The sequence below is a fragment of the Xanthomonas sp. NCPPB 3200 genome (assembly GCF_056393585.1).
In genome coordinates this window covers 3,300,547-3,318,048 of the sequence record NZ_CM150785.1, presented here as the reverse complement: position 1 = coordinate 3,318,048, position 17,502 = coordinate 3,300,547, and the positions used below count along the sequence as shown (strand labels likewise).

Sequence of the window (17,502 nt, the reverse complement as noted above, 5' to 3'; positions counted from 1 at the left end):
AATGCGCCGCCCGCTCAGCGCAGGCGTTGCTTGAACATCCACTCCCACATCGCCGGGTCTGCGTAGGTCGCATCCCAGGCGTTGTGGTTGCCGTCCGGATATTCGCTGTAGCGCACGTTGGCGCCGATGCCCTTGGCGGCGCGGTACAGCGCACGGTCGTCATGCGGTGGCACCGAGTCGTCCTTGGCGCCATGGAACATCCAGATCGGCACGTGTTTGAGCTGGGTGACCGCAGCGGTGTACGGGTCGGCTTCCTTGGCCACCAGGCTGACGTAGAGCGTGCGACGCTCATCGCGTGGCGCCTTGAGCGCACCGCAGATCGGCACAATCGCGGCAAAGCGCTGCGGCTGCATCAGGCCGATTTCCCAGGCGCCATAGCCGCCCATCGAGATGCCGGTGAGATAGGTGCGCTGCGGGTCGGCACCGAATTCGGCGCTGGCCGCATCCAGCGCGGCGATCGCCATGCGTGCATTGATGCCCAGCCACTCCTCGTCATCGGGCACCTGCGGCAGCACCACCAGCGCCGGGAACTCGGCGGTGTGTTCGCTCAGGTAAGGCCCGACGCCCACTTCGGCCTGATCGCGCCCGTTGTCGCCGCGTTCGCCCGAGCCATGCAGGAACAGCACGATGGGGCGTGGTTGCGGCGCCTTGGAGGTCGGCACGAACACCTGATAGCGGTAGAGCCGTCCTTCCAGCTGCAGCGTGCGGGTGACGAAATGGCCGCGGCGCCCGTCGTGGTGGCGCTCAGCCATGCTGGAACAGCCGGCCAGCAGCAGCGCAAGAATCGCAAGAGCAAGACAACGACGGATCACGCACACCCCCTGACCGATGACATACCCGCAGTATCGCCGCATGCAGCTGTGCTGGCATGTCGCATTGCGGCGATTTCTGTCGAATATTCATCTGATTGTCGCTGCGGTGTGCTCGGTGCAACGTTGATCGCAACGGCCCGACACGGCGACTACGGCAGCAGGATCAGCGTCGCCAGGCCGAGGAAGCTCAGGAACCCCATCACGTCGGTCAGCGTGGTCAGGATCACCCCGCCGGCCAATGCCGGATCGAAGCCAAGGCGTTTCAGCGTCACCGGGACCAGCACCCCGCCGAATGCGGCGGTGAGCATGTTCAAGGTCAGCGCGGTGCCGATCACCAGCGACAGCATCGGCTGCTGGAACCAGGCCAGCACGATCAGGCCCAGGCCCACGCCCAGTACCAGGCCGTTGATCAGCGCGACGGTGAGCTCCTTCTTGAGCAGGGTCATCACGTTGGAAGAGCCGATCTGGCCCAGCGCCAGGCCGCGCACCATCAGGGCCAGCACCTGGGTGCCGGCGTTGCCGCCCATGCCGGCGACGATCGGCATCAACGCCGCCAGCGCCACCAGCTTCTCGATCGTGCCTTCGAACCGGCTGACCACACTGGACGCAATGAACGCGGTGCACAGGTTGATGCCCAGCCAGATCAGGCGGCGGCGGAAGGCGCGCCGCGCCGGGCTGAACATGTCCTCGTCCTCGTCCAGACCGGCCGCGCTCATGGCCTGGTGTTCGGCCTGTTCGCGGATGATGTCGACCACGTCGTCGATGGTGATGCGGCCGAGCAGGATGTTGTTGTCGTCCACCACCGGCGCGGAGATCCAGTCGTGGTCCGAGAAGCGCCGTGCGACCTCGTCGGAGCCATCGCCGACATCGATCGCCGGTTGTTCGTCGTCGATCAGGCGATTGACCGGCGTGCTGTCCTCATGAGTGACCAGCGCGGCCAGTGACACGCGGCCCAGGTACTGGTGGCGCCGGCTCACCACATACAGGTGATCGGTGTGGTCGGGCAGCTCGCCGCGCAGGCGCAGATAGCGCAGCACCACATCGACATTGACGTCGGCGCGCACCGTCACCACGTCCGGATTCATCAGGCGGCCGGCAGTGTCCTCCGGGTACGACAGCACCTGTTCGAGCCGCTCGCGGTTCTCGCGGTCCATCGACTTGAGCACTTCGTCGATGACGGTGTCGGGCAGGTCTTCGACCAGATTGGCCAGATCGTCGATGTCGAGGTCTTCGACCGCGGCGACGATCTCGTCGGTGTCCATGTCGGCCAGCAGGCTTTCGCGCACTTCATCGCCGACATGCAGCAGCACTTCGCCGTCGTCTTCCGGGTCGACCAGCCCCCACACCACTTCGCGCTTGCCGGGCGGCAGCGACTCCAGCAGGTTGCCGATCTCCGCCGGCGCCAGCGTATTGACCAGCCGGCGTACCGGGCCCAGGCGTCCGCTATCGAGCGCATCGGACAGCAGTCGCAGCTGGCGCGCGGTCTTGTCGTGGCGGACGGCTTCGGCCATGCGCGGCTCCCTGGAAGAGTGGACACGTCCCGATGGAAGACGCGCTGCTGAGTCAGCACGGCATTATCGCTTGCGCACGGTGACGAAACATACAGTGCCGCTCGCAACGCGTTAGAACATCGCCTGCGCGATGACGCGATCGCTCAGCGCGCCAGGCCCTGCGCGACGGTAGTCAGCCACTTCTCGATACCTTTGCGGTCGCGCGCGCGCAGCAGCTTGTCGCCCTGCACGCGCAACTCGCCCAGGTGGATGTCGCGCACCGCACGGCGCACTTCCAGCAGCGTGGCCGGATGCAGGCTGAACTCGGTGAGCCCCAGCGCCAGCAACATCGGCACGAAGCGCGGGTCGCCCGCGATCTCGCCGCACACCGCCACCGGCTTGGCGTACGCGCGCCCGGTGGCGATCACCTGCGCGATCAGGCGCAGCACCGCCGGATGCAACGGCGAATACAGCTCGCCCAATGCCTCGTTGTTGCGATCCACCGCGAGCAGGTACTGCACCAGATCGTTGGTACCGATCGACAGGAAGTCGATGTCGTCGATAAAGCAGTCCAGCGCCAGGGCCGCAGCCGGCACTTCGATCATCGCGCCCAGCGGAATGTGCTCGGCGATCTCGTGGCCTTGTTCGCGCAATTGCGCGGCCAGCTTCTTGATCTGCCGGCGCAGCAGCTGGACTTCCTCGCGGCCGCTGACCATCGGCACCAGGATGCGCACCGGTCCGTAGCCGGAGGCGCGCAGGATCGCGCGCAACTGCGCCTGCGCCACCGCAGGGCGGGCCAGCGACAACCGCACCCCGCGCAAGCCCAGCGCCGGGTTGTCCTCATCGCTCAAGGTCAGGCCGGTGCGGTCGGCCTTGTCCGCGCCCAGATCCAGGGTGCGGATGGTGACCGGTCGCCCGCTCATGCCCAGCACGGTGTCGCGATAGGTGTGGAACTGTTCTTCTTCGTCCGGCAACTCGCTGCGCTGCAGGAACAGGAACTCGGTGCGATACAGGCCAAGGCCGCTGGCGCCGAGCGCGTGCGCCCTGGCCACGTCCTCCAGCGATTCGGCATTGGCCAGCAGCGTGATATCGACGTTGTCGCGTGTGCGCGTGGGTTTGGAGCGCAGCCGTCCGAGTTCGCGCTGTTCCTTGGCCAGCGCGCGCAGGCGCTCGCGGTAGTCGCGCAGATGCTCGGGCTTGGGGTCGACGATCACCTGGCCGGAGCCGGCATCGACGATCAACACGTCGCCATCGTCGATCCGCTGGACCGCATCGCTCACCCCCACCACCAGCGGCAGGTGCAGGCTGCGCGCCAGGATCGCGCTGTGCGACAGCGCGCTGCCGGCGGTGGTGACGATGCCGACCACCCCTTGCGCCTGCAGCTGCGCCAGCTCCGACGGCGCCACGTTGTCGCAGACCAGGATCTCGCCGGCCACGCCCTTGAGGTCGGGCGCACGCTTGTGCAAGAACGCATGGATGCGGCCGATGACGTGATCCAGGTCGTCCATGCGGCTCTTGAGGTAGGCGTCCTCCATGCCGTCGAACACCGCCGCCAACCGGTCGCGCTGCACGCGCAAGGCGTAGTCGGCGCTGTAGCGGTGGGTGCGGATCAACTCGTCCAGGCCTTGCAGCAGCTCTGGGTCGTCGAGCAGCAGCGCATGCAGTTCGAGGAACTCGCCGACCTCGCGCGCAAGCGCGCCATGCAGGCGGTCGCGCAGCTGCTGCATCTCGGTGCGTGCTGCCTCGATCGCCACGTGCAGACGCTGCAGCTGGGTTTCCACCTGGCTGGCGGGCACGCGTTGCTCGGCCACTTCCAGCGTGTGGCTCTGGCGCACGCGCGCGCGTCCGAGTGCGTTGCCGCGCGAGGCGGCATGTCCACGCAAACGCAGGCTCATGTGCGGCCCTGGCGCGGACGCGCCCTGTCGGTCAGCCCCGCACCGACGCGGCGCATGCTCAGCTGTCCTCGTCGAAACGACGCTCGAACAGGTCCACCAGCGCCTGCAGCGCTTGCGCTTCGTCCTCGCCATCCAGCCGCACCACCACGCTGGTGCCCTGGCCGGCGGCCAGCAGCATCACGCCCATGATGCTCTTGGCATTCACCTCGCGGCCCTTGGCCGCCAGGGTGGCGTTGCTGCGATAGGACGACAGCGTCTGCACCAGCTTGGCGGTTGCCCGCGCATGCAGTCCGAGTCGGTTGGAAACTATGAGTTCGCGTTCAAGCATCGTCGATGATCGCTCCGTTGCGGGTGCCTGCCGCCGCGGTGGCGGGCAGCTCCTGCAATCCTTGTTCGGGGTAGTTCATCACCCGCAGCAGCATCGGCAGGCTGAGCGCGGACACCCGGCGAACCGGCGTGCCGAGCTTTGCCAACCGGCTGGCGAGATTGCTGGGGCTGGCGCCGTACAGGTCGGTCATGACCAGCACGCCGTCGCCGCTGTCGACCCGTCGCATCGCCGACGAGGCCTGGGGCAACAAGGCGTCCAGGTCTGCATCGAGCGGCACATCGAACGCTTCGGTCTTCAGCGGCAACTGCCGCAACAGCCCCGTCGCCACGTTCAACAACGCCGCGCCGATGCCGGGATGAGTAATGAGGAGAATGCCACAGGCCATGCCGAAACGTTAACAGGTCGGCATGACCGCGCGATAGCGTCTGCCGGCACCGATGTGTTGCGAAATGAATAGCCGTTTAGGACCGCTGCAGCGTGTCGCGTGCACTGCATGCAGCAAGCGCGCCGCTGCCCGCATGGCAATGATCGCGACGCCCGCAGTCTGCCGATGCGAACCGCATCACAAGCGAACGCTGCAGCGCGCACTTGCCAGGCAGTCCCCGATCAGAACGCGCAGACGAATGCACCGATCAAAAGTTTTTCCCGCAGACCCAATGCCTGCGCCAGGCCGAACAATCTGCGCCCGCAGCAAGACAGGGAAGCAGCAGTGACAAGGACGCCCTGCAGCTCCAAATGAGCCACCAAGATCAAACCCTCGACAGCAAGCGTGGGGCAGGGACCCGATGCCGAGGCCAACCCGCAAGGCCAAGCTTCAAAGCACAGCTGTCATCGACCGTTCGCACATTCCAAGCCGCATGACACCGCTTTGACGATTCCCGATTCCCCAATCCCAGCCCTTCAATCCTGCTCACGATGAAACGTCGCCACCTCCGGCCAGCCCTGCTCGCGCGCATGCCGCGCCATGCGTTCGGCCAGATACACCGAGCGGTGCTTGCCGCCGGTGCAGCCGAAGGCGATGGTCACGTAGCTGCGGGTGTCGTTGCGCAGCCGTGGCAGCCAGGTGTCGAGCAGGTCCACGATCTGCGCGCTGTAGCGCACCACGTCCGGTTCCTTGTCCAGATACTCGCGTACGCCGGCATCGCGGCCGGTCAGCGGGCGCAGTTCCGGGTCCCAATGCGGATTGGGCAGGACGCGCGCATCGAACACGAAGTCGGCCTCGGCCGGCACGCCGCGTTTGTAGGCGAACGATTCGAACAGCAGCGACAGCCGGTCGCTGCTGCCGAGCGCGAACTCGGTGACCACGCGGCGACGCAGCTGGTGCACGTTGAGCGCGCTGGTGTCGATGATGGCATCGGCCTGCGTGCGCAGCGGTTCGGTCAACTGTCGCTCGCGGGTGATCGCTTCCGGCAAGGCCAGGCCGAGATGGCTGAGCGGGTGGCGGCGGCGGGTATCGGCGTAGCGCTTGATCAGCGCCTCGTCGCCGGCCTCGAAAAACAGCAGCCGCGCCTCGATGCCGTATTCCTGCGCGGCCTGGCGCCATTGCGCCAGCTGGGTCAGGTCGCTGCGGCTGCGTACATCGATGCCCACCGCCAGGCGCTGGTCGCCGAGCGGATTGCCGCGCAGGCGGCTGCGCACGAAATCCGGCAGCAGCTCCACCGGCAGGTTGTCCGAACAGTAGTAGTCCAGATCCTCGAAGGTCTTCAACGCGACCGATTTGCCCGAGCCGGACAGCCCGCTCACGATCATCAACGTGGAGGGCGCGGTACTCATGGCGTGCGTCGCTCCAGCAGGTTGCTGTGGCGGGCGATGAACATCGCCGCCGGGTCGATGCCCTTGGTGCGCAGGATATGCAGGCGCGTGGCCGCTTCGGTCAGCACCGCCAGATTGCGCCCGGGCATCACCGGCAGGGTGATCAGCGGCACGTCCAGATCCAGCACGTGCCGGCTGCCGGAATCGCCGGTCAGGCGTTCGTAGCCGGACGGGGTGGGCTCGGTCATCGGGCGGGTCAGGTGCACGATCAGGCGCAGGTACTTGTTCTTCTTCACCGCGGTGTCGCCGAACATGTCGCGCACGTTCAATACGCCCAGGCCGCGCACTTCCAGCAGGTCCTGCAGCAGTTCCGGGCAGGTGCCGTCGAGTACGTCGGGGGCGATCTGGGTAAACTCGGGCGCGTCGTCGGCCACCAGCCGGTGACCGCGGCTGAGCAGCTCCAGCGCCAGCTCGCTCTTGCCCGAACCGGCCTCGCCGGTGATCAGCACGCCGATCGAATAGATCTCCATGAACACGCCATGCAGCGTGACCCGCGGCGCCAGCGTGCGCGCCAGGTGGTAGGAGAGGTGATTGAGCAACTCGTGGCCGCGCTTGGGCGAGATCCACAGCGGCGTGTTGGATTCGTCGGCGGCCGCGCGCAGGTCTTCCGGGCAGGACTGGTTCTTGCTGATCGCCAGCGCCAGCGGCTGCACCTGGATGATCTTTTCGATGGTTTCCCAGCGTTGCCGCGCATCCAGCGAATCCAGCCAGGCCAGCTCTTCGGTGCCCAGGATCTGCACCTTGTTGGGATAGATCACATTGAGATAGCCGGCCAGCGACGGGCGGCGTGCGTTGTTGCTGCCGGCCTCGATCTCGCGGTGCTCGCCTTTCTGGCCCGCCACCCAGCGCAGCGCCAGCTTGTCGCGTTGCTGGTCGAACAGTTCGCGTGCGGTGATGCTGGTATTCATGCGGCGCTGGCCTGTGCTGGCGGTGCGTCGGTGAGCAGCGCCATCAAGGCGTCGGCATTGGGGGCGGCGCGCAACTGCTGACGGAAGTCCGCGTCGGAAAACCGCTCGGCCAGTTCCGACAGCAGCATCAGATGCTGGTGGGTGTAGTGCGCAGGCACCGCCATCGCAAAGATCAGGTCCACCGGCTCGTCGCCACCGAAGGCCACCGGGGTGTCCAAGCGCAGCAATGCGCCACGCGGCTCGGTGAGGTTGGGGCAGCGCCCGTGCGGGATGGCGATGCCGTGGCCGATGGCGGTGCTGCCCAGGGCCTCGCGTTCGCATAGGTTGGCGTAGAGCTCGTCGGCACCGGCCTGGCGGCAGGACAGCAGGTCGGCGGCGGCATGCAGGACGGTGTCGCGATCGGCGGCCGGCGACACCACGGTGCGCACGGCCGCCATCAGATCGGTTAAAGGCATGAGGGCATCAAGCGGGAAGCGTCATGCGGGATTGTCGCGCACCTCGCGTGCATGGTGGTTACATTTCTTTTCCTTGTGCTTGAGCACCAGGCGGTCGAGCTTGTCGACCAGCAGGTCGATGGCCGCATACATGCTGGAGCCGCTGGCATCTGCGTGCAGAGTGCGACCGGGAAGGTTGACGGTGGCGACCACGTGATGGTCTGGCTTGCGAACGGCCAGCTGGGTTCGGACTTCACAGTGCTGGTCGAAATGGCGCTGCAGTCGCTGCAGCTTGCTTGCCACGTACTCCCGCAGCGCGGGGGTCACTTCAAGCTGGTGGCCATACGTCTCGATACGCATCGGATACCTCCATTGGTCGGTGGGCCAATGAACCTTTCCGGTGCTCCGACTCACCCGGCGCAGGCCGGCGTTGCGGTGGGTGCAACGTCAGGCGATACGGACGCGTTCGTGGGAGGCGGAAATGTTCATGGCCTCACGATACTTCGCAACGGTGCGCCGCGCCACTGGTACGCCGGAAGTTTTCAGCAGATCGGCCAACTTGGCGTCGGACAGCGGTTTGCGCGGGTTTTCCGCCTCGATCAGGCGCCGGATCATGGCCTGGATGGCGGTGCTGGAAGCCTCGCCGCCGCTGTCGGTGTCGATGCCGGAGGCGAAGAACGAGCGCAGCGCGATGGTGCCGCGCGGGGTGCGCACGTATTTCCGCGCGATCGCGCGGGAAATGGTGGATTCGTGCAGGCCGAGCTCGCCAGCGATCTCGCGCAGGGTCAGCGGGCGCAGGGCCTGCGCGCCGAATTCCAGGAACCCGGCCTGGTGCTGCAGCAGGCAGCGCACCACCCGCAGCAGGGTCTCGCCGCGCGCCTCCAGGCTCTTGAGCAGCCAGCGCGCCTCCTGCAGCTGGCCGCGCAGGTAGCCGGCGTCGGACTCGCCGCAACTGCGGATCAGGTTCTCGTAACCGCGGTGGATGGTGACCTTGGGCTGCGCGCGGCCGGCCAGCGAGGCCCGCCAAACGCCGCGCTGGCGCCAGATCACGCAGTCCGGCACCACGTAGGTGTCCTGCGACAGGTCGCCGATCTGCTTGCCCGGGCGCGGGTCCAGCGAGCGCACCAGCTGGACCGCCTGCTCGACATCGGCGGTGGAGCGCTTGAGTTCGTGCGCCAGGCCGGCCACGCCGCTGCGCGGCAGGCGCTCCAGCGGGCCGGCGACGATCTGCAGCGCCAGCTCGCGCCCCGGAGTGGCCGGGTCGAGCACCGCCAGCTGCAGTGCCAGGCATTCGCCAAGAGTGCGCGCACCCACGCCGACCGGGTCGAAGCGCTGGATCTGGTGCAGCACGGTCAGCACTTCGGCCTCGTCCACCGCCGCACCGAGCGCCAGCGTTTCCAGAATCGCCGACAGCGGCTCGCGCAGGTAGCCGTCCTCATCCAGCGCATCGATCAGCAGCGCGCCGATCTGGCGGTCGCGTGGCGACAGCGGGGACAGGTGCAGCTGCCACAGCAGGTGGTCGGCCAGGGTTTCGGATTCGGCCACGCGCTCGGCGGCATCGCCGGACTCGTCGTCGTCGAAGCTGCCGCCGCTGCCCGAGCCGGTCCACTGCAGTTCGTCCTGCGACCAGTCGTCATCGCGCTCGGCCGGTGCCGGTTCCTCACGCGGGGTGTCGTCGGTGGAGGCGGCCGACGACGCGTCCACCGGCAGCTCGTTGGCCGCATGCGCGGCCTCGTCGGCCCATTCCAGCAGCGGATTGGTCTCCACCGCTTCGGCGATTTCCAGTTCCAGCTCGGTGGTGGACATCTGCAATAGCTTGATCGCCTGACGCAACTGCGGCGTCATGACCAACTGCTGTCCTAGCGATGTCTGGAGCCGGGCTTTCATGCGGGCACTGACTGGAAGAATCGATGGCGCGGCGACGCGCTCAAAGGCGGAAAGTTTCCCCCAGATACACGCGACGGACGTCGGGATTGGCTAGCAGCGCATCTGGTGCCCCCTGCGCCAGCACGCCCCCCTCGGCGAGAATATACGCGCGGTCGCAGATTCCCAAGGTTTCGCGCACGTTGTGATCGGTGATCAGCACGCCGATGCCGCGTTCCTTGAGGTGGATGATGATGCGCTGGATCTCGCCGACCGAAATCGGATCGACACCGGCAAAGGGTTCGTCGAGCAGCATCATGCGCGGCTTGGCCGCCAGCGCCCGCGCGATCTCGCAGCGCCGCCGCTCGCCGCCGGACAGGCTGGCGCCGAGTTGGTCGGCCACATGGGTGATCTGCAGTTCTTCCAGCAGCGAGACCAGTTCCTTCTCGCGGCCGGCGCCATCCAGCTCTTCGCGCAGCTCCAGCACCAGGCGGATGTTGTCGGCCACGGTGAGCTTGCGGAAGATCGACGGCTCCTGCGGCAGATAGCCGACACCGAGCTTGGCGCGGGCGTACATCGGTTCGGCGGTGAGGTCGCGGCCGTCCAGCTCGATACGCCCGGCATCGGCCTCGACCAGGCCGACGATCATGTAGAAGCAGGTGGTCTTGCCGGCACCGTTGGGGCCGAGCAGGCCGACCACCTCACCGGCCTCGAGCGTGAGGCCGAATTCCTTGACCACTTCGCGTTGCTTGTACTTCTTGCGCAGACCGGTGGCGACCAGCATTACTTCTTCCCCTGCGGCTTGGCCGCGGGCTTGGCGGCCGGCGTCGCCGCAGGCGCTGCTGCCGCCGGCGCTGAGGTCTTGGGCTGGATGATCGTGCGCACGCGGCTGCCGTCGCCGCCGCTCTGCATATTGCCGGTCTTGGTGTTGTAGACCATGCGCTGACCGGCGTTGGTGCCCTTGGGCGAGTCGACCTTGTAATTGCCGGTCAGCACGATGACTTCGTTGGCGACCTGGTACTCGATGTTGTCGGCCTGGCCGTTCATCATCGCGCCATCGTCCATCTGCTGCTTCAGCGTGGCCTGCTTGCCGGTCAGCACGACGCGGTCGGTCTGGCCGTTCTTCTGGAAGATGTCGGCGGTGTCGGCGTGGATTTCCAGCGTGCCCTGGGTGATCACCACATTGCCGCTGAAGCGGCACTTGCCGCTGTCGTCGAGCATGTTGCAATCGTTGGCATTGGAATCGATCGCCATCGGCTGATTGCGGTCGCTGGTCTTGGCCATCGCAAGGGCGGGCAGCAGCAGCGCGGCAAACGCCAGTTTAGCGGGCAGCATTCGGTTCATAGCGGGTCTTGACCTGGGAAAGGAGCTTGTACTGGCGTGATTTGAGATCGGCCTCGAAGCCGACCCCGCTCTGCATGATACCCGGCCGGCTCATGCTCACCGGGGCCGCGGTCTTGGCGAGGTTCTGCTTCGGGAACACGTCCAGGCTCTGGGTGCGGAACGTGGTCGGCGGGGTCGCGCCGCCGGTGGGGCTGTCGCCCTCGACATCGCCGCGCAGGCGCAGCTCGTCGCCCGTGGGGCTGATCCAGCCGGTCTTGGAGCGCAGCGTCCACGGTTGATTGGTGTTGTCAGGCAGCAGGAACACCGGGGTGGTGACTTCGGAAGTGCGATCGGCGCGGTTGCGATGCATCTCGGGCGCGCGCAGCGTCATCGATTCCTTGCCGGTTTCCTTGTCCAGCGCAATCAGTTCGAAGTCGCGCAGCACATAGTCGGCGCGCGCATCGTCCGTCGCCGCGGCGACCGGCCGCGCGCGCTGCTGCCACGCCGACCAGCCGGAAATCACCGCGGCGGCGAACAGCGCCACGCCCAGGGTGGTGCGCCAGTTCCAGCTCATGCGGAGAACCTTTCGATGATGCCCTCGACCTGGCCCTGCGCGGCCAGCACCACATCGCAGACCTCGCGCGCGGCGCCTTCGCCGCCACGTGCCCGGGTATGCCACTGCACGCGCTCGGCGATCCACGGGTGCGCGTTGGCCGGTGCCACCGGCAGGCCGACCGCCAGCAGGGCCGGCAGGTCCGGCAGGTCGTCGCCCATGAACAACACCTGGTCCAGCGACAGGCCGTGCTCCTGGCACAGGGCCAGCACTGCCAGGCGCTTGTTCTTGACCCCGATCTGCACGTGCAGGCCCAGATCCTGGCCGCGCTTTTCCGCCGACAGGCTGGCGCGCGCAGTGATCAGCGCGACATGGATGCCGGCATGGTCGAGCTGCTTGAGCCCCTGACCGTCGAGCACATTGAACGACTTGCTCTCGTTACCGGCATGGTCGTAATAAAGACGGCCGTCGGTCAGGGTGCCGTCGACGTCGAAACAGGCCAGGCGGATACGCGCGGCGCGGTCGGTGATGTCGGCGGGCAGGTGTTGCAGAGGGGAATAGGGCATCGGCACGAATCGGTGAGAACGGGGTTCCAACGGTAGAAAACTGAACCTGTTAAACCACTTTGGCGCGCAACAGGTCGTGAATGTTCAATGCGCCCACCGCGCGCTGCTGCGCGTCGACCACGATCAAACCGTTGATCTTGTAATCCTCCATCAGCCGTGCGGCTTCGGCGGCCAGCTGGTCGGCGCCGATGGTGCGCGGGTTGCGCGTCATCACCTGGGCAATGCCGGCGCTGCGCACGTCGATGTCGCTGTCCAGCGCACGGCGCAGATCGCCGTCGGTGAACAGGCCGATCAGGCGCCCGTCCGCGTCCACCACGGCAGTCATGCCCAGCCGCTTGCGGCTCATTTCCATCAGCGCCTCGCTCAGGCTGGCGTCCTCGCGCACGCGCGGCAGGTCATCGCCGCTGTGCATCACGTCGGTGATGTGCAGCAGCAGGCGCCGGCCCAGGCTGCCGGCCGGGTGCGAGCGCGCAAAATCGTCGGCGGTGAAGCCGCGCGCGTCCAGCAGCGCCACGGCCAGCGCGTCGCCCATCGCCAGCGAGGCGGTGGTGCTGGAGGTGGGCGCCAGATGCAGCGGGCAGGCTTCGGCCGACACGCTCACGTCCAGGTGCACGTCGGCGGCCTGCGCCAGCGAGGAGTTCGGGCGCCCGGTCATGGCGATGATCGGGTTGCCCTGGCGCTTGAGTACCGGCAGCAGCATGCGCACCTCGTCCGATTCGCCGGAGTAGGACAGCGCCAGCACGATGTCGGCCTCGGTGATCATGCCCAGGTCGCCGTGCCCGGCTTCGCCCGGATGCACGAAGAACGCCGGCGTGCCGGTGGAGGCCAGGGTGGCGGCGATCTTGCGCGCGATATGCCCGGACTTGCCCATGCCGGTGGCCACCACGCGCCCGCGCGAGGCCAGTACCAGCCGGCAGGCCGCGGCGAAGTCGCTGCCGATCCGCGCGCCCACGCTGGCCAGCGCCTCGCGCTCGATCTCGAGCACGCGCTGGCCGCTGGCGACCAGGCTGGCGTCGCTGACGGTGGCGGAGGGCAGGTGCGAGACGGCCATGCGGGACTCGGGTGAAGAGTAGAATGTGCGCTCATTTTATGAGGAAACGCCCTTTGGACGCCGAAACCATCCGTAAACTCATCGAATCCGGCTTGCCCGAAGCCCGCGTCGACGTGCACGGCGACGACGGCGTGCACTTCGAGGCGACCGTGATCAGCCCCGCATTCGCCGGCAAGGCCCCATTGGCGCGCCACCGCATGGTCTACGCGACCCTGGGCGAACTGATGGGCGGCGCGATCCACGCGCTGCAGCTCAAGACGCTGACGCCCGACGAAGGCTGAGCGTCAGCCGGGTCCTGGCCGGTCGGGCTGCGCCTGCGCCCCGACTGCCAGCGGCCCGGCCGGCTCCTGGCGACGCTTCCCATTCCCCCGACATCCCTTCTCGGATTTCCCAAGCTCCCATGGCAAAAATCGTAGTGACCGGCGGCCAAGCGCTGCACGGTGAGGTCAATATTTCCGGCGCCAAGAATGCGGTGCTGCCGATCCTGTGCGCGACCCTGCTGGCCGATGCGCCGGTGGAGATCAGCAACGTGCCGCATCTGCACGATGTGATCACTACGGTGAAACTGCTCAGCGAACTGGGCGCCGAGGTCACCATCGACGAAGGCACGCTGGCCAAGGGCCGCTCGATCCTGGTCGACCCGCGCTCGGTCACCCACCAGGTCGCGCCCTATGAGCTGGTCAAGACCATGCGCGCCTCGATCCTGGTGCTCGGCCCGCTGCTGGCGCGCTACGGCACCGCCGAAGTGTCGCTGCCCGGCGGCTGCGCGATCGGCTCACGCCCGGTCGACCAGCACATCAAGGGCCTGCAGGCGCTGGGTGCGGAGATCAGCGTGGAGAACGGCTACATCAAGGCCACCAGCAACGGGCGCCTGAAGGGCGGCCGCTACGTGTTCGACATGGTCAGCGTCACCGGTACTGAGAACGTGCTGATGGCCGCCGTGCTGGCCGAAGGCACCACCGTGCTGGAGAACGCGGCGATGGAGCCGGAAGTCACCGACCTGGCCGACTGCCTGATCGCACTCGGTGCGCAGATCGAAGGCGCCGGCACGCCGCGCATCGTGGTGCAGGGCGTGGAGCGCCTGGGCGGCGGGCACCATGCGGTCCTGCCGGATCGCATCGAGACCGGCACCTTCCTGGTCGCTGCGGCGATGACCGGCGGCAGCGTCACCGTGCGCCGCGCCCGTCCAGACACCCTGGACGCGGTGCTGGACAAGCTCACCGAAGCCGGTGCCAGCATCACCACCACTGCCGACAGCATCACGCTGGACATGCACGGCAAGCGCCCGCGTGCGGTCAACCTGACCACTGCGCCGTATCCGGCGTTCCCCACCGACATGCAGGCGCAATTCATGGCGCTCAACTGCGTGGCCGACGGGGTGGGCGTGATCAACGAAACCATCTTCGAAAACCGCTTCATGCACGTCAACGAACTGCTGCGCCTGGGTGCGGACATCCAGGTCGAAGGCCATACCGCGATCGTGCGCGGCGCCGAGCGCCTCAGCGGCGCGCCGGTGATGGCGACCGACCTGCGCGCGTCGGCATCGTTGATCCTGGCCGGCCTGGTGGCCGACGGCGATACCACCATCGATCGCATCTACCACCTGGACCGTGGCTACGAAAACATCGAGGAGAAGCTGGGGGCGCTGGGCGCGACCATCCGGCGCATCGCATGATCCTGCGCGGGCGCTTCACCACCCGGCGCAAGATCCTGCTCGGCGTGATCGTGCTGATCCTGGCGTGGCTGGCCTATGCCTGGTCGGTGGGCATGGCGATCACCCAGGGCGTCGAGTTCAAGGACATGGACTGGAACAACGACGGCACCGCCAGCCGCGACGAGATCGCGCAGTCGTTCTATGCGGTGGCGGTCAAGAAGACTGTCGAAGGCAAGCGCCATTGCGACCTGTTCTATTGGCGCAGCACTGGCGAGCAGATCCGCGTGGACTGCCGCACGGTGTTCTCCAGCGGCGACGACAAGGCGGCGGCCAAGCCCTGAGAGTCGAGCGTTTCTGCGTGCTGCGCAGCGTCCGCCGCACGCCGATCGGAAGGAAAAAGCCCGGCTCGCAGCCGGGCTCTTCATCGCTGTCGGAGGCAGAATGCCGGGAACAGGTCCCATGCCCTGGTAGGAGCGTGCCCGTGCGCGACGGGGCGTTACCGATAAAGCCCCGTCGCGCGCAGGCACGCTCCTACCAGGCGCGCCTGGCGCTTAGCGCAGGCCCTTGATGGTCAGATCCAGTGCGTCCTGGCCTTTTTCCTTCTGCAGCAGGCGTGCCGGCACCGGCAGGTCCTTGACCACCCAGGCGATCAATTCCTTGTCGCCATCCACGCGCGACACCTTGGTCGCCTGTTCCTGCTTGCCGTTGACGGTGATGGTTTCCTTGCCGACCACCTTGTAGCTCATCGGCTTGATGCGGCCTTCGTCCACCATGCGGTAGTTCAGCGGCTTGCCGGCGGCCAGGTCGCGGGTAATGGCCAGGTTGATCAGCAGCGCATCCATGTCACCAGGCTGCAACTTCACCGGGCCACGGCGGTCCGGCTTGATGTCGCCGCCCCAGGTCGCCTGGCTGGTTTTCCAGTCGTAATTGGCGGTGACGTTGCGGCGCTTGACCATCATCGACGAGGTGTCGTTGCTGCTGACCGGACGCAGTTGGCCGTTGCTCTCTTCGAAGACCGTGCTCTGGGTCAGGTTGGCCAACTGGTTCTGGATGGTGAGCGTATAGCGCCACTGATTGGCGCCGGCGGCGGCCAGGGTCATGGTGCCGTTGGCCTGCATGCCCATGTAGTTGGCCGAATAATCGGCCTGGAACGGCTGCATGGCGAACGCGGGCAGGCTTGCCACGGCCAGTGCAGCAGCGGCGATCAGCGAACAGGTGCGGGAAACGGTGTGCATGGGTCAGGCTCCTTGATATTCGACCAGGCGTAGATCGACCTGATCCTCACCTTTGTCACGTTGCAGGATGCGCACCGGCGTGGGAACGCCGTTGGCGATCCAGAGGATGGTTTCGTTGTCGCCGCTATTGACGCGGTACACGCGCAACGCGTCGTAGCTCAGGTCGCCGACCTGTATCACCTCGGTGGCATCGGCGACCTTGTAGTCGTACTTACGCACCCGGCCGACATCGACGTAGCGATAGCTCAGGCTGCGTCCGGGTTGCGCGTCGCGCATCAGCGACAGGTTCAGCGACAGCGCGCTCTGGTCGCCGCGCTGCAGGGGAATCGCCTGCTGGCGCTCCTTCTTCAGATCGCCGTCCCACTGGGCGCTGGCGGTTTGCCAGTTGTAGACGCCAGTGACCTTCTTGCCGAAGAACATCGCCTTGCGCACCGTGCTCTGGCTCAACGGTACATAGGTGTCGCCATCGACACGGAACACCGTGCTCTGTTCCAGATTGAGTCCCAGGATGCTGGCAAAGCCCTTGCGGCCGCGCACCGACATGTCGATACGCCACTGGCTGCCTTCGCCGTTGCTGACCTGCATGGTGGCATCGCCGGCTTCCTTGCCGCGGTAGAACGCCTGGTAGGTGGCCACGAAGGGTTGCAGTGGCGGCGGCGTCCAGGTGCTGGCAGGCAGGGCCGCTGCAGAGGCCGGCGCCGCTGGTGGCACCGCAGCGGGTGCGGGGGCCGCTGGCGCGGGCACGGCAGGCGCCTGTTGCGCACGGCCGGCACCGGCCGGGGCGAGCAGGGCGGTGGTCAACAGCGCGGTCGCGATCGGGAGGAGTTTCATGCGCTGGGAGGGAGGCACGGGGCCGCCAGGATGTCCGAGACAGGATGAGGAGGGCGTATCCGCATTCAGGCGAGTGCGGTGTCAGCGGACTCTAGTCGCAGTGGCGTAAACAGGCACTGACCGTCGATATGGACGCCATCGCCACGCACCTCCACGCGCCCACTGGCGAGCAGGTCCAGCGTGGCCAGCAGCAGCGGGTGTTCGCGCGCCAGCACGCGCGCGGCCAGCTGCTCGGCGCTGTCGCCGGGCAGCACCGGCACGTGCGCCTGCGCGATCACCGTGCCGGCATCCAGCTCCGGCACCACCAGGTGCACGCTGGCGCCATGTTCGGTATCGCCGGCTTCCAGTGCGCGGGCATGGGTATGCAGGCCGCGGTATTTGGGTAGCAGCGAGGGGTGGATGTTGAGCATGCGCCCGGCAAAGCGACGCACCAGCGGCTCGCCGAGGATGCGCATGTAGCCGGCGCAGATCACCCAGTCCGGCTGCGCGGCGGCGATTGCATCGCCCAGCGCAGCGTCGAAGGCCGCACGGTCGGCAAAGTCGCGCGGGCTGGCGCTCCAGCGCAATGCCTCATCGACCTTGTGCAGTGCCGGCGCCTGCGGGCGGTCGGAAAACACGCCGACGACCTCGGCCGGCAGCCGGCCGCTGCCGATGGCATCGAGGATGGCCTGCAGGTTGCTGCCACGGCCGGAGGCCAGGACGGCCAGACGCAGGCTCACGGGGCTGGATTCGCTGAAGTCATGGGGC

At 67.1% G+C, this 17,502-nt stretch carries 21 protein-coding genes and 1 pseudogene; 4 read left to right on the top strand and 18 right to left on the bottom strand.

Features of this window, described 5'->3' with window-relative positions; translation table 11 throughout:
* Positions 1 to 14: 14 nt before the first annotated feature.
* From AC06DU_RS14505 to AC06DU_RS14485, 5 genes are all read right to left on the bottom strand, one after another.
* On the bottom strand, positions 15 to 854 hold the full coding sequence (locus AC06DU_RS14505) for a carboxylesterase family protein (protein ID WP_478202696.1): 840 nt from the start codon (positions 852 to 854) through the stop codon (positions 15 to 17).
* A 107-nt stretch (positions 855 to 961) separates the two neighbouring features.
* Positions 962 to 2,323 carry a magnesium transporter gene (mgtE, locus tag AC06DU_RS14500; protein ID WP_024938734.1) on the bottom strand — a complete coding sequence of 454 codons (1,362 nt, stop codon included), beginning with the start codon at positions 2,321 to 2,323 and terminating at the stop codon, positions 962 to 964.
* Positions 2,324 to 2,466: 143 nt separating this feature from the next.
* Complete coding sequence (gene ptsP, locus AC06DU_RS14495) at positions 2,467 to 4,197, bottom strand: phosphoenolpyruvate--protein phosphotransferase (RefSeq protein ID WP_024938735.1); 1,731 nt, start codon at positions 4,195 to 4,197, stop codon at positions 2,467 to 2,469.
* A gap of 58 nt (positions 4,198 to 4,255) precedes the next feature.
* A complete protein-coding gene (locus AC06DU_RS14490) occupies positions 4,256 to 4,525 on the bottom strand; it encodes an HPr family phosphocarrier protein (protein ID WP_016904613.1) in 270 nt (89 codons plus the stop codon).
* Complete coding sequence (locus tag AC06DU_RS14485) at positions 4,518 to 4,841, bottom strand: PTS sugar transporter subunit IIA (RefSeq protein WP_369920304.1); 324 nt, start codon at positions 4,839 to 4,841, stop codon at positions 4,518 to 4,520. Before AC06DU_RS14485 ends, AC06DU_RS14490 begins: the two co-directional genes overlap by 8 nt.
* Here AC06DU_RS14485 and AC06DU_RS14480 point away from each other — a divergent pair.
* A pseudogene (locus tag AC06DU_RS14480) lies at positions 4,731 to 4,982 on the top strand (GNAT family N-acetyltransferase); the annotation flags it as partial. The gene AC06DU_RS14485 and the pseudogene AC06DU_RS14480 sit on opposite strands and share 111 nt — an antisense overlap.
* A gap of 443 nt (positions 4,983 to 5,425) precedes the next feature.
* Here AC06DU_RS14480 and rapZ read toward each other — a convergent pair.
* The 10 genes from rapZ to AC06DU_RS14430 form a co-directional block, all read right to left on the bottom strand.
* Entirely contained in the window at positions 5,426 to 6,298 is an 873-nt protein-coding gene (rapZ, locus tag AC06DU_RS14475) for an RNase adapter RapZ (RefSeq protein ID WP_024938736.1), read from the bottom strand.
* A complete protein-coding gene (gene hprK, locus AC06DU_RS14470) occupies positions 6,295 to 7,245 on the bottom strand; it encodes an HPr(Ser) kinase/phosphatase (RefSeq protein ID WP_016904610.1) in 951 nt (316 codons plus the stop codon). The genes rapZ and hprK overlap by 4 nt, the downstream gene beginning before the upstream one ends.
* Entirely contained in the window at positions 7,242 to 7,700 is a 459-nt protein-coding gene (locus AC06DU_RS14465) for a PTS sugar transporter subunit IIA (protein WP_026064839.1), read from the bottom strand. The genes hprK and AC06DU_RS14465 overlap by 4 nt, the downstream gene beginning before the upstream one ends.
* A 21-nt stretch (positions 7,701 to 7,721) precedes the next feature.
* Entirely contained in the window at positions 7,722 to 8,039 is a 318-nt protein-coding gene (gene hpf, locus AC06DU_RS14460; RefSeq protein WP_016904608.1) for a ribosome hibernation-promoting factor, HPF/YfiA family, read from the bottom strand.
* 87 nt (positions 8,040 to 8,126) lie between these two features.
* Entirely contained in the window at positions 8,127 to 9,566 is a 1,440-nt protein-coding gene (locus AC06DU_RS14455; protein ID WP_039519777.1) for an RNA polymerase factor sigma-54, read from the bottom strand.
* Positions 9,567 to 9,606: 40 nt separating this feature from the next.
* On the bottom strand, positions 9,607 to 10,326 hold the full coding sequence (gene lptB / locus AC06DU_RS14450) for an LPS export ABC transporter ATP-binding protein (RefSeq protein ID WP_016904606.1): 720 nt from the start codon (positions 10,324 to 10,326) through the stop codon (positions 9,607 to 9,609).
* Positions 10,326 to 10,886 (bottom strand): lipopolysaccharide transport periplasmic protein LptA, encoded by a 561-nt coding sequence (gene lptA, locus AC06DU_RS14445; protein ID WP_104553050.1) that lies wholly within the window; start codon positions 10,884 to 10,886, stop codon positions 10,326 to 10,328. Before lptA ends, lptB begins: the two co-directional genes overlap by 1 nt.
* A complete protein-coding gene (lptC, locus tag AC06DU_RS14440) occupies positions 10,864 to 11,439 on the bottom strand; it encodes an LPS export ABC transporter periplasmic protein LptC (protein ID WP_039526175.1) in 576 nt (191 codons plus the stop codon). The genes lptA and lptC overlap by 23 nt, the downstream gene beginning before the upstream one ends.
* Positions 11,436 to 11,984 carry a KdsC family phosphatase gene (locus AC06DU_RS14435; RefSeq protein WP_024938741.1) on the bottom strand — a complete coding sequence of 183 codons (549 nt, stop codon included), beginning with the start codon at positions 11,982 to 11,984 and terminating at the stop codon, positions 11,436 to 11,438. Before AC06DU_RS14435 ends, lptC begins: the two co-directional genes overlap by 4 nt.
* A 49-nt stretch (positions 11,985 to 12,033) precedes the next feature.
* A complete protein-coding gene (locus tag AC06DU_RS14430; RefSeq protein WP_024938742.1) occupies positions 12,034 to 13,035 on the bottom strand; it encodes a KpsF/GutQ family sugar-phosphate isomerase in 1,002 nt (333 codons plus the stop codon).
* Positions 13,036 to 13,088: 53 nt separating this feature from the next.
* On the opposite strand from AC06DU_RS14430, the gene AC06DU_RS14425 reads away from it, so the two are divergent.
* The 3 genes from AC06DU_RS14425 (at position 13,089) to AC06DU_RS14415 (ending at position 15,030) form a co-directional block, all read left to right on the top strand.
* Positions 13,089 to 13,316 carry a BolA family protein gene (locus tag AC06DU_RS14425; protein ID WP_016905061.1) on the top strand — a complete coding sequence of 76 codons (228 nt, stop codon included), beginning with the start codon at positions 13,089 to 13,091 and terminating at the stop codon, positions 13,314 to 13,316.
* A gap of 119 nt (positions 13,317 to 13,435) precedes the next feature.
* Positions 13,436 to 14,710, top strand: a complete 1,275-nt coding sequence (murA, locus tag AC06DU_RS14420; protein ID WP_065032584.1) for a UDP-N-acetylglucosamine 1-carboxyvinyltransferase — start codon at positions 13,436 to 13,438, stop codon at positions 14,708 to 14,710.
* The gene (locus AC06DU_RS14415; protein ID WP_046343664.1) at positions 14,707 to 15,030 is read left to right on the top strand and encodes a hypothetical protein; all 324 of its coding nucleotides are present in this window, start codon (positions 14,707 to 14,709) and stop codon (positions 15,028 to 15,030) included. The genes murA and AC06DU_RS14415 overlap by 4 nt, the downstream gene beginning before the upstream one ends.
* Before the next feature lie 210 nt (positions 15,031 to 15,240).
* Here AC06DU_RS14415 and AC06DU_RS14410 read toward each other — a convergent pair whose 3' ends face one another.
* The 3 genes from AC06DU_RS14410 to purN all read right to left on the bottom strand — a co-directional run bounded on the left by AC06DU_RS14410 (position 15,241) and on the right by purN (position 17,474).
* Entirely contained in the window at positions 15,241 to 15,924 is a 684-nt protein-coding gene (locus AC06DU_RS14410) for a DUF3108 domain-containing protein (RefSeq protein WP_016904621.1), read from the bottom strand.
* 3 nt (positions 15,925 to 15,927) lie between these two features.
* Positions 15,928 to 16,755, bottom strand: a complete 828-nt coding sequence (locus AC06DU_RS14405) for a DUF3108 domain-containing protein (RefSeq protein WP_065032583.1) — start codon at positions 16,753 to 16,755, stop codon at positions 15,928 to 15,930.
* A gap of 65 nt (positions 16,756 to 16,820) precedes the next feature.
* Positions 16,821 to 17,474: a phosphoribosylglycinamide formyltransferase gene (gene purN, locus AC06DU_RS14400; RefSeq protein WP_478202695.1), complete on the bottom strand. Its 654-nt coding sequence runs from the start codon at positions 17,472 to 17,474 to the stop codon at positions 16,821 to 16,823.
* Positions 17,475 to 17,502: the final 28 nt, after the last annotated feature.

Coding starts and splice junctions, on each gene's coding strand:
- lptB (WP_016904606.1), bottom strand. CDS start 10,326: ATGCTGGTCGCCACCGGTCTGCGCAAGAAGTACAAGCAACGCGAAGTG.
- AC06DU_RS14465 (WP_026064839.1), bottom strand. CDS start 7,700: ATGCCTTTAACCGATCTGATGGCGGCCGTGCGCACCGTGGTGTCGCCG.
- mgtE (WP_024938734.1), bottom strand. CDS start 2,323: ATGGCCGAAGCCGTCCGCCACGACAAGACCGCGCGCCAGCTGCGACTG.
- AC06DU_RS14455 (WP_039519777.1), bottom strand. CDS start 9,566: ATGAAAGCCCGGCTCCAGACATCGCTAGGACAGCAGTTGGTCATGACG.
- hpf (WP_016904608.1), bottom strand. CDS start 8,039: ATGCGTATCGAGACGTATGGCCACCAGCTTGAAGTGACCCCCGCGCTG.
- lptC (WP_039526175.1), bottom strand. CDS start 11,439: ATGAGCTGGAACTGGCGCACCACCCTGGGCGTGGCGCTGTTCGCCGCC.
- AC06DU_RS14435 (WP_024938741.1), bottom strand. CDS start 11,984: ATGCCCTATTCCCCTCTGCAACACCTGCCCGCCGACATCACCGACCGC.
- AC06DU_RS14490 (WP_016904613.1), bottom strand. CDS start 4,525: ATGCTTGAACGCGAACTCATAGTTTCCAACCGACTCGGACTGCATGCG.
- rapZ (WP_024938736.1), bottom strand. CDS start 6,298: ATGAGTACCGCGCCCTCCACGTTGATGATCGTGAGCGGGCTGTCCGGC.
- AC06DU_RS14410 (WP_016904621.1), bottom strand. CDS start 15,924: ATGCACACCGTTTCCCGCACCTGTTCGCTGATCGCCGCTGCTGCACTG.
- AC06DU_RS14505 (WP_478202696.1), bottom strand. CDS start 854: ATGCGGCGATACTGCGGGTATGTCATCGGTCAGGGGGTGTGCGTGATC.
- AC06DU_RS14405 (WP_065032583.1), bottom strand. CDS start 16,755: ATGAAACTCCTCCCGATCGCGACCGCGCTGTTGACCACCGCCCTGCTC.
- murA (WP_065032584.1), top strand. CDS start 13,436: ATGGCAAAAATCGTAGTGACCGGCGGCCAAGCGCTGCACGGTGAGGTC.
- hprK (WP_016904610.1), bottom strand. CDS start 7,245: ATGAATACCAGCATCACCGCACGCGAACTGTTCGACCAGCAACGCGAC.
- ptsP (WP_024938735.1), bottom strand. CDS start 4,197: ATGAGCCTGCGTTTGCGTGGACATGCCGCCTCGCGCGGCAACGCACTC.
- AC06DU_RS14430 (WP_024938742.1), bottom strand. CDS start 13,035: ATGGCCGTCTCGCACCTGCCCTCCGCCACCGTCAGCGACGCCAGCCTG.
- AC06DU_RS14415 (WP_046343664.1), top strand. CDS start 14,707: ATGATCCTGCGCGGGCGCTTCACCACCCGGCGCAAGATCCTGCTCGGC.
- lptA (WP_104553050.1), bottom strand. CDS start 10,886: ATGAACCGAATGCTGCCCGCTAAACTGGCGTTTGCCGCGCTGCTGCTG.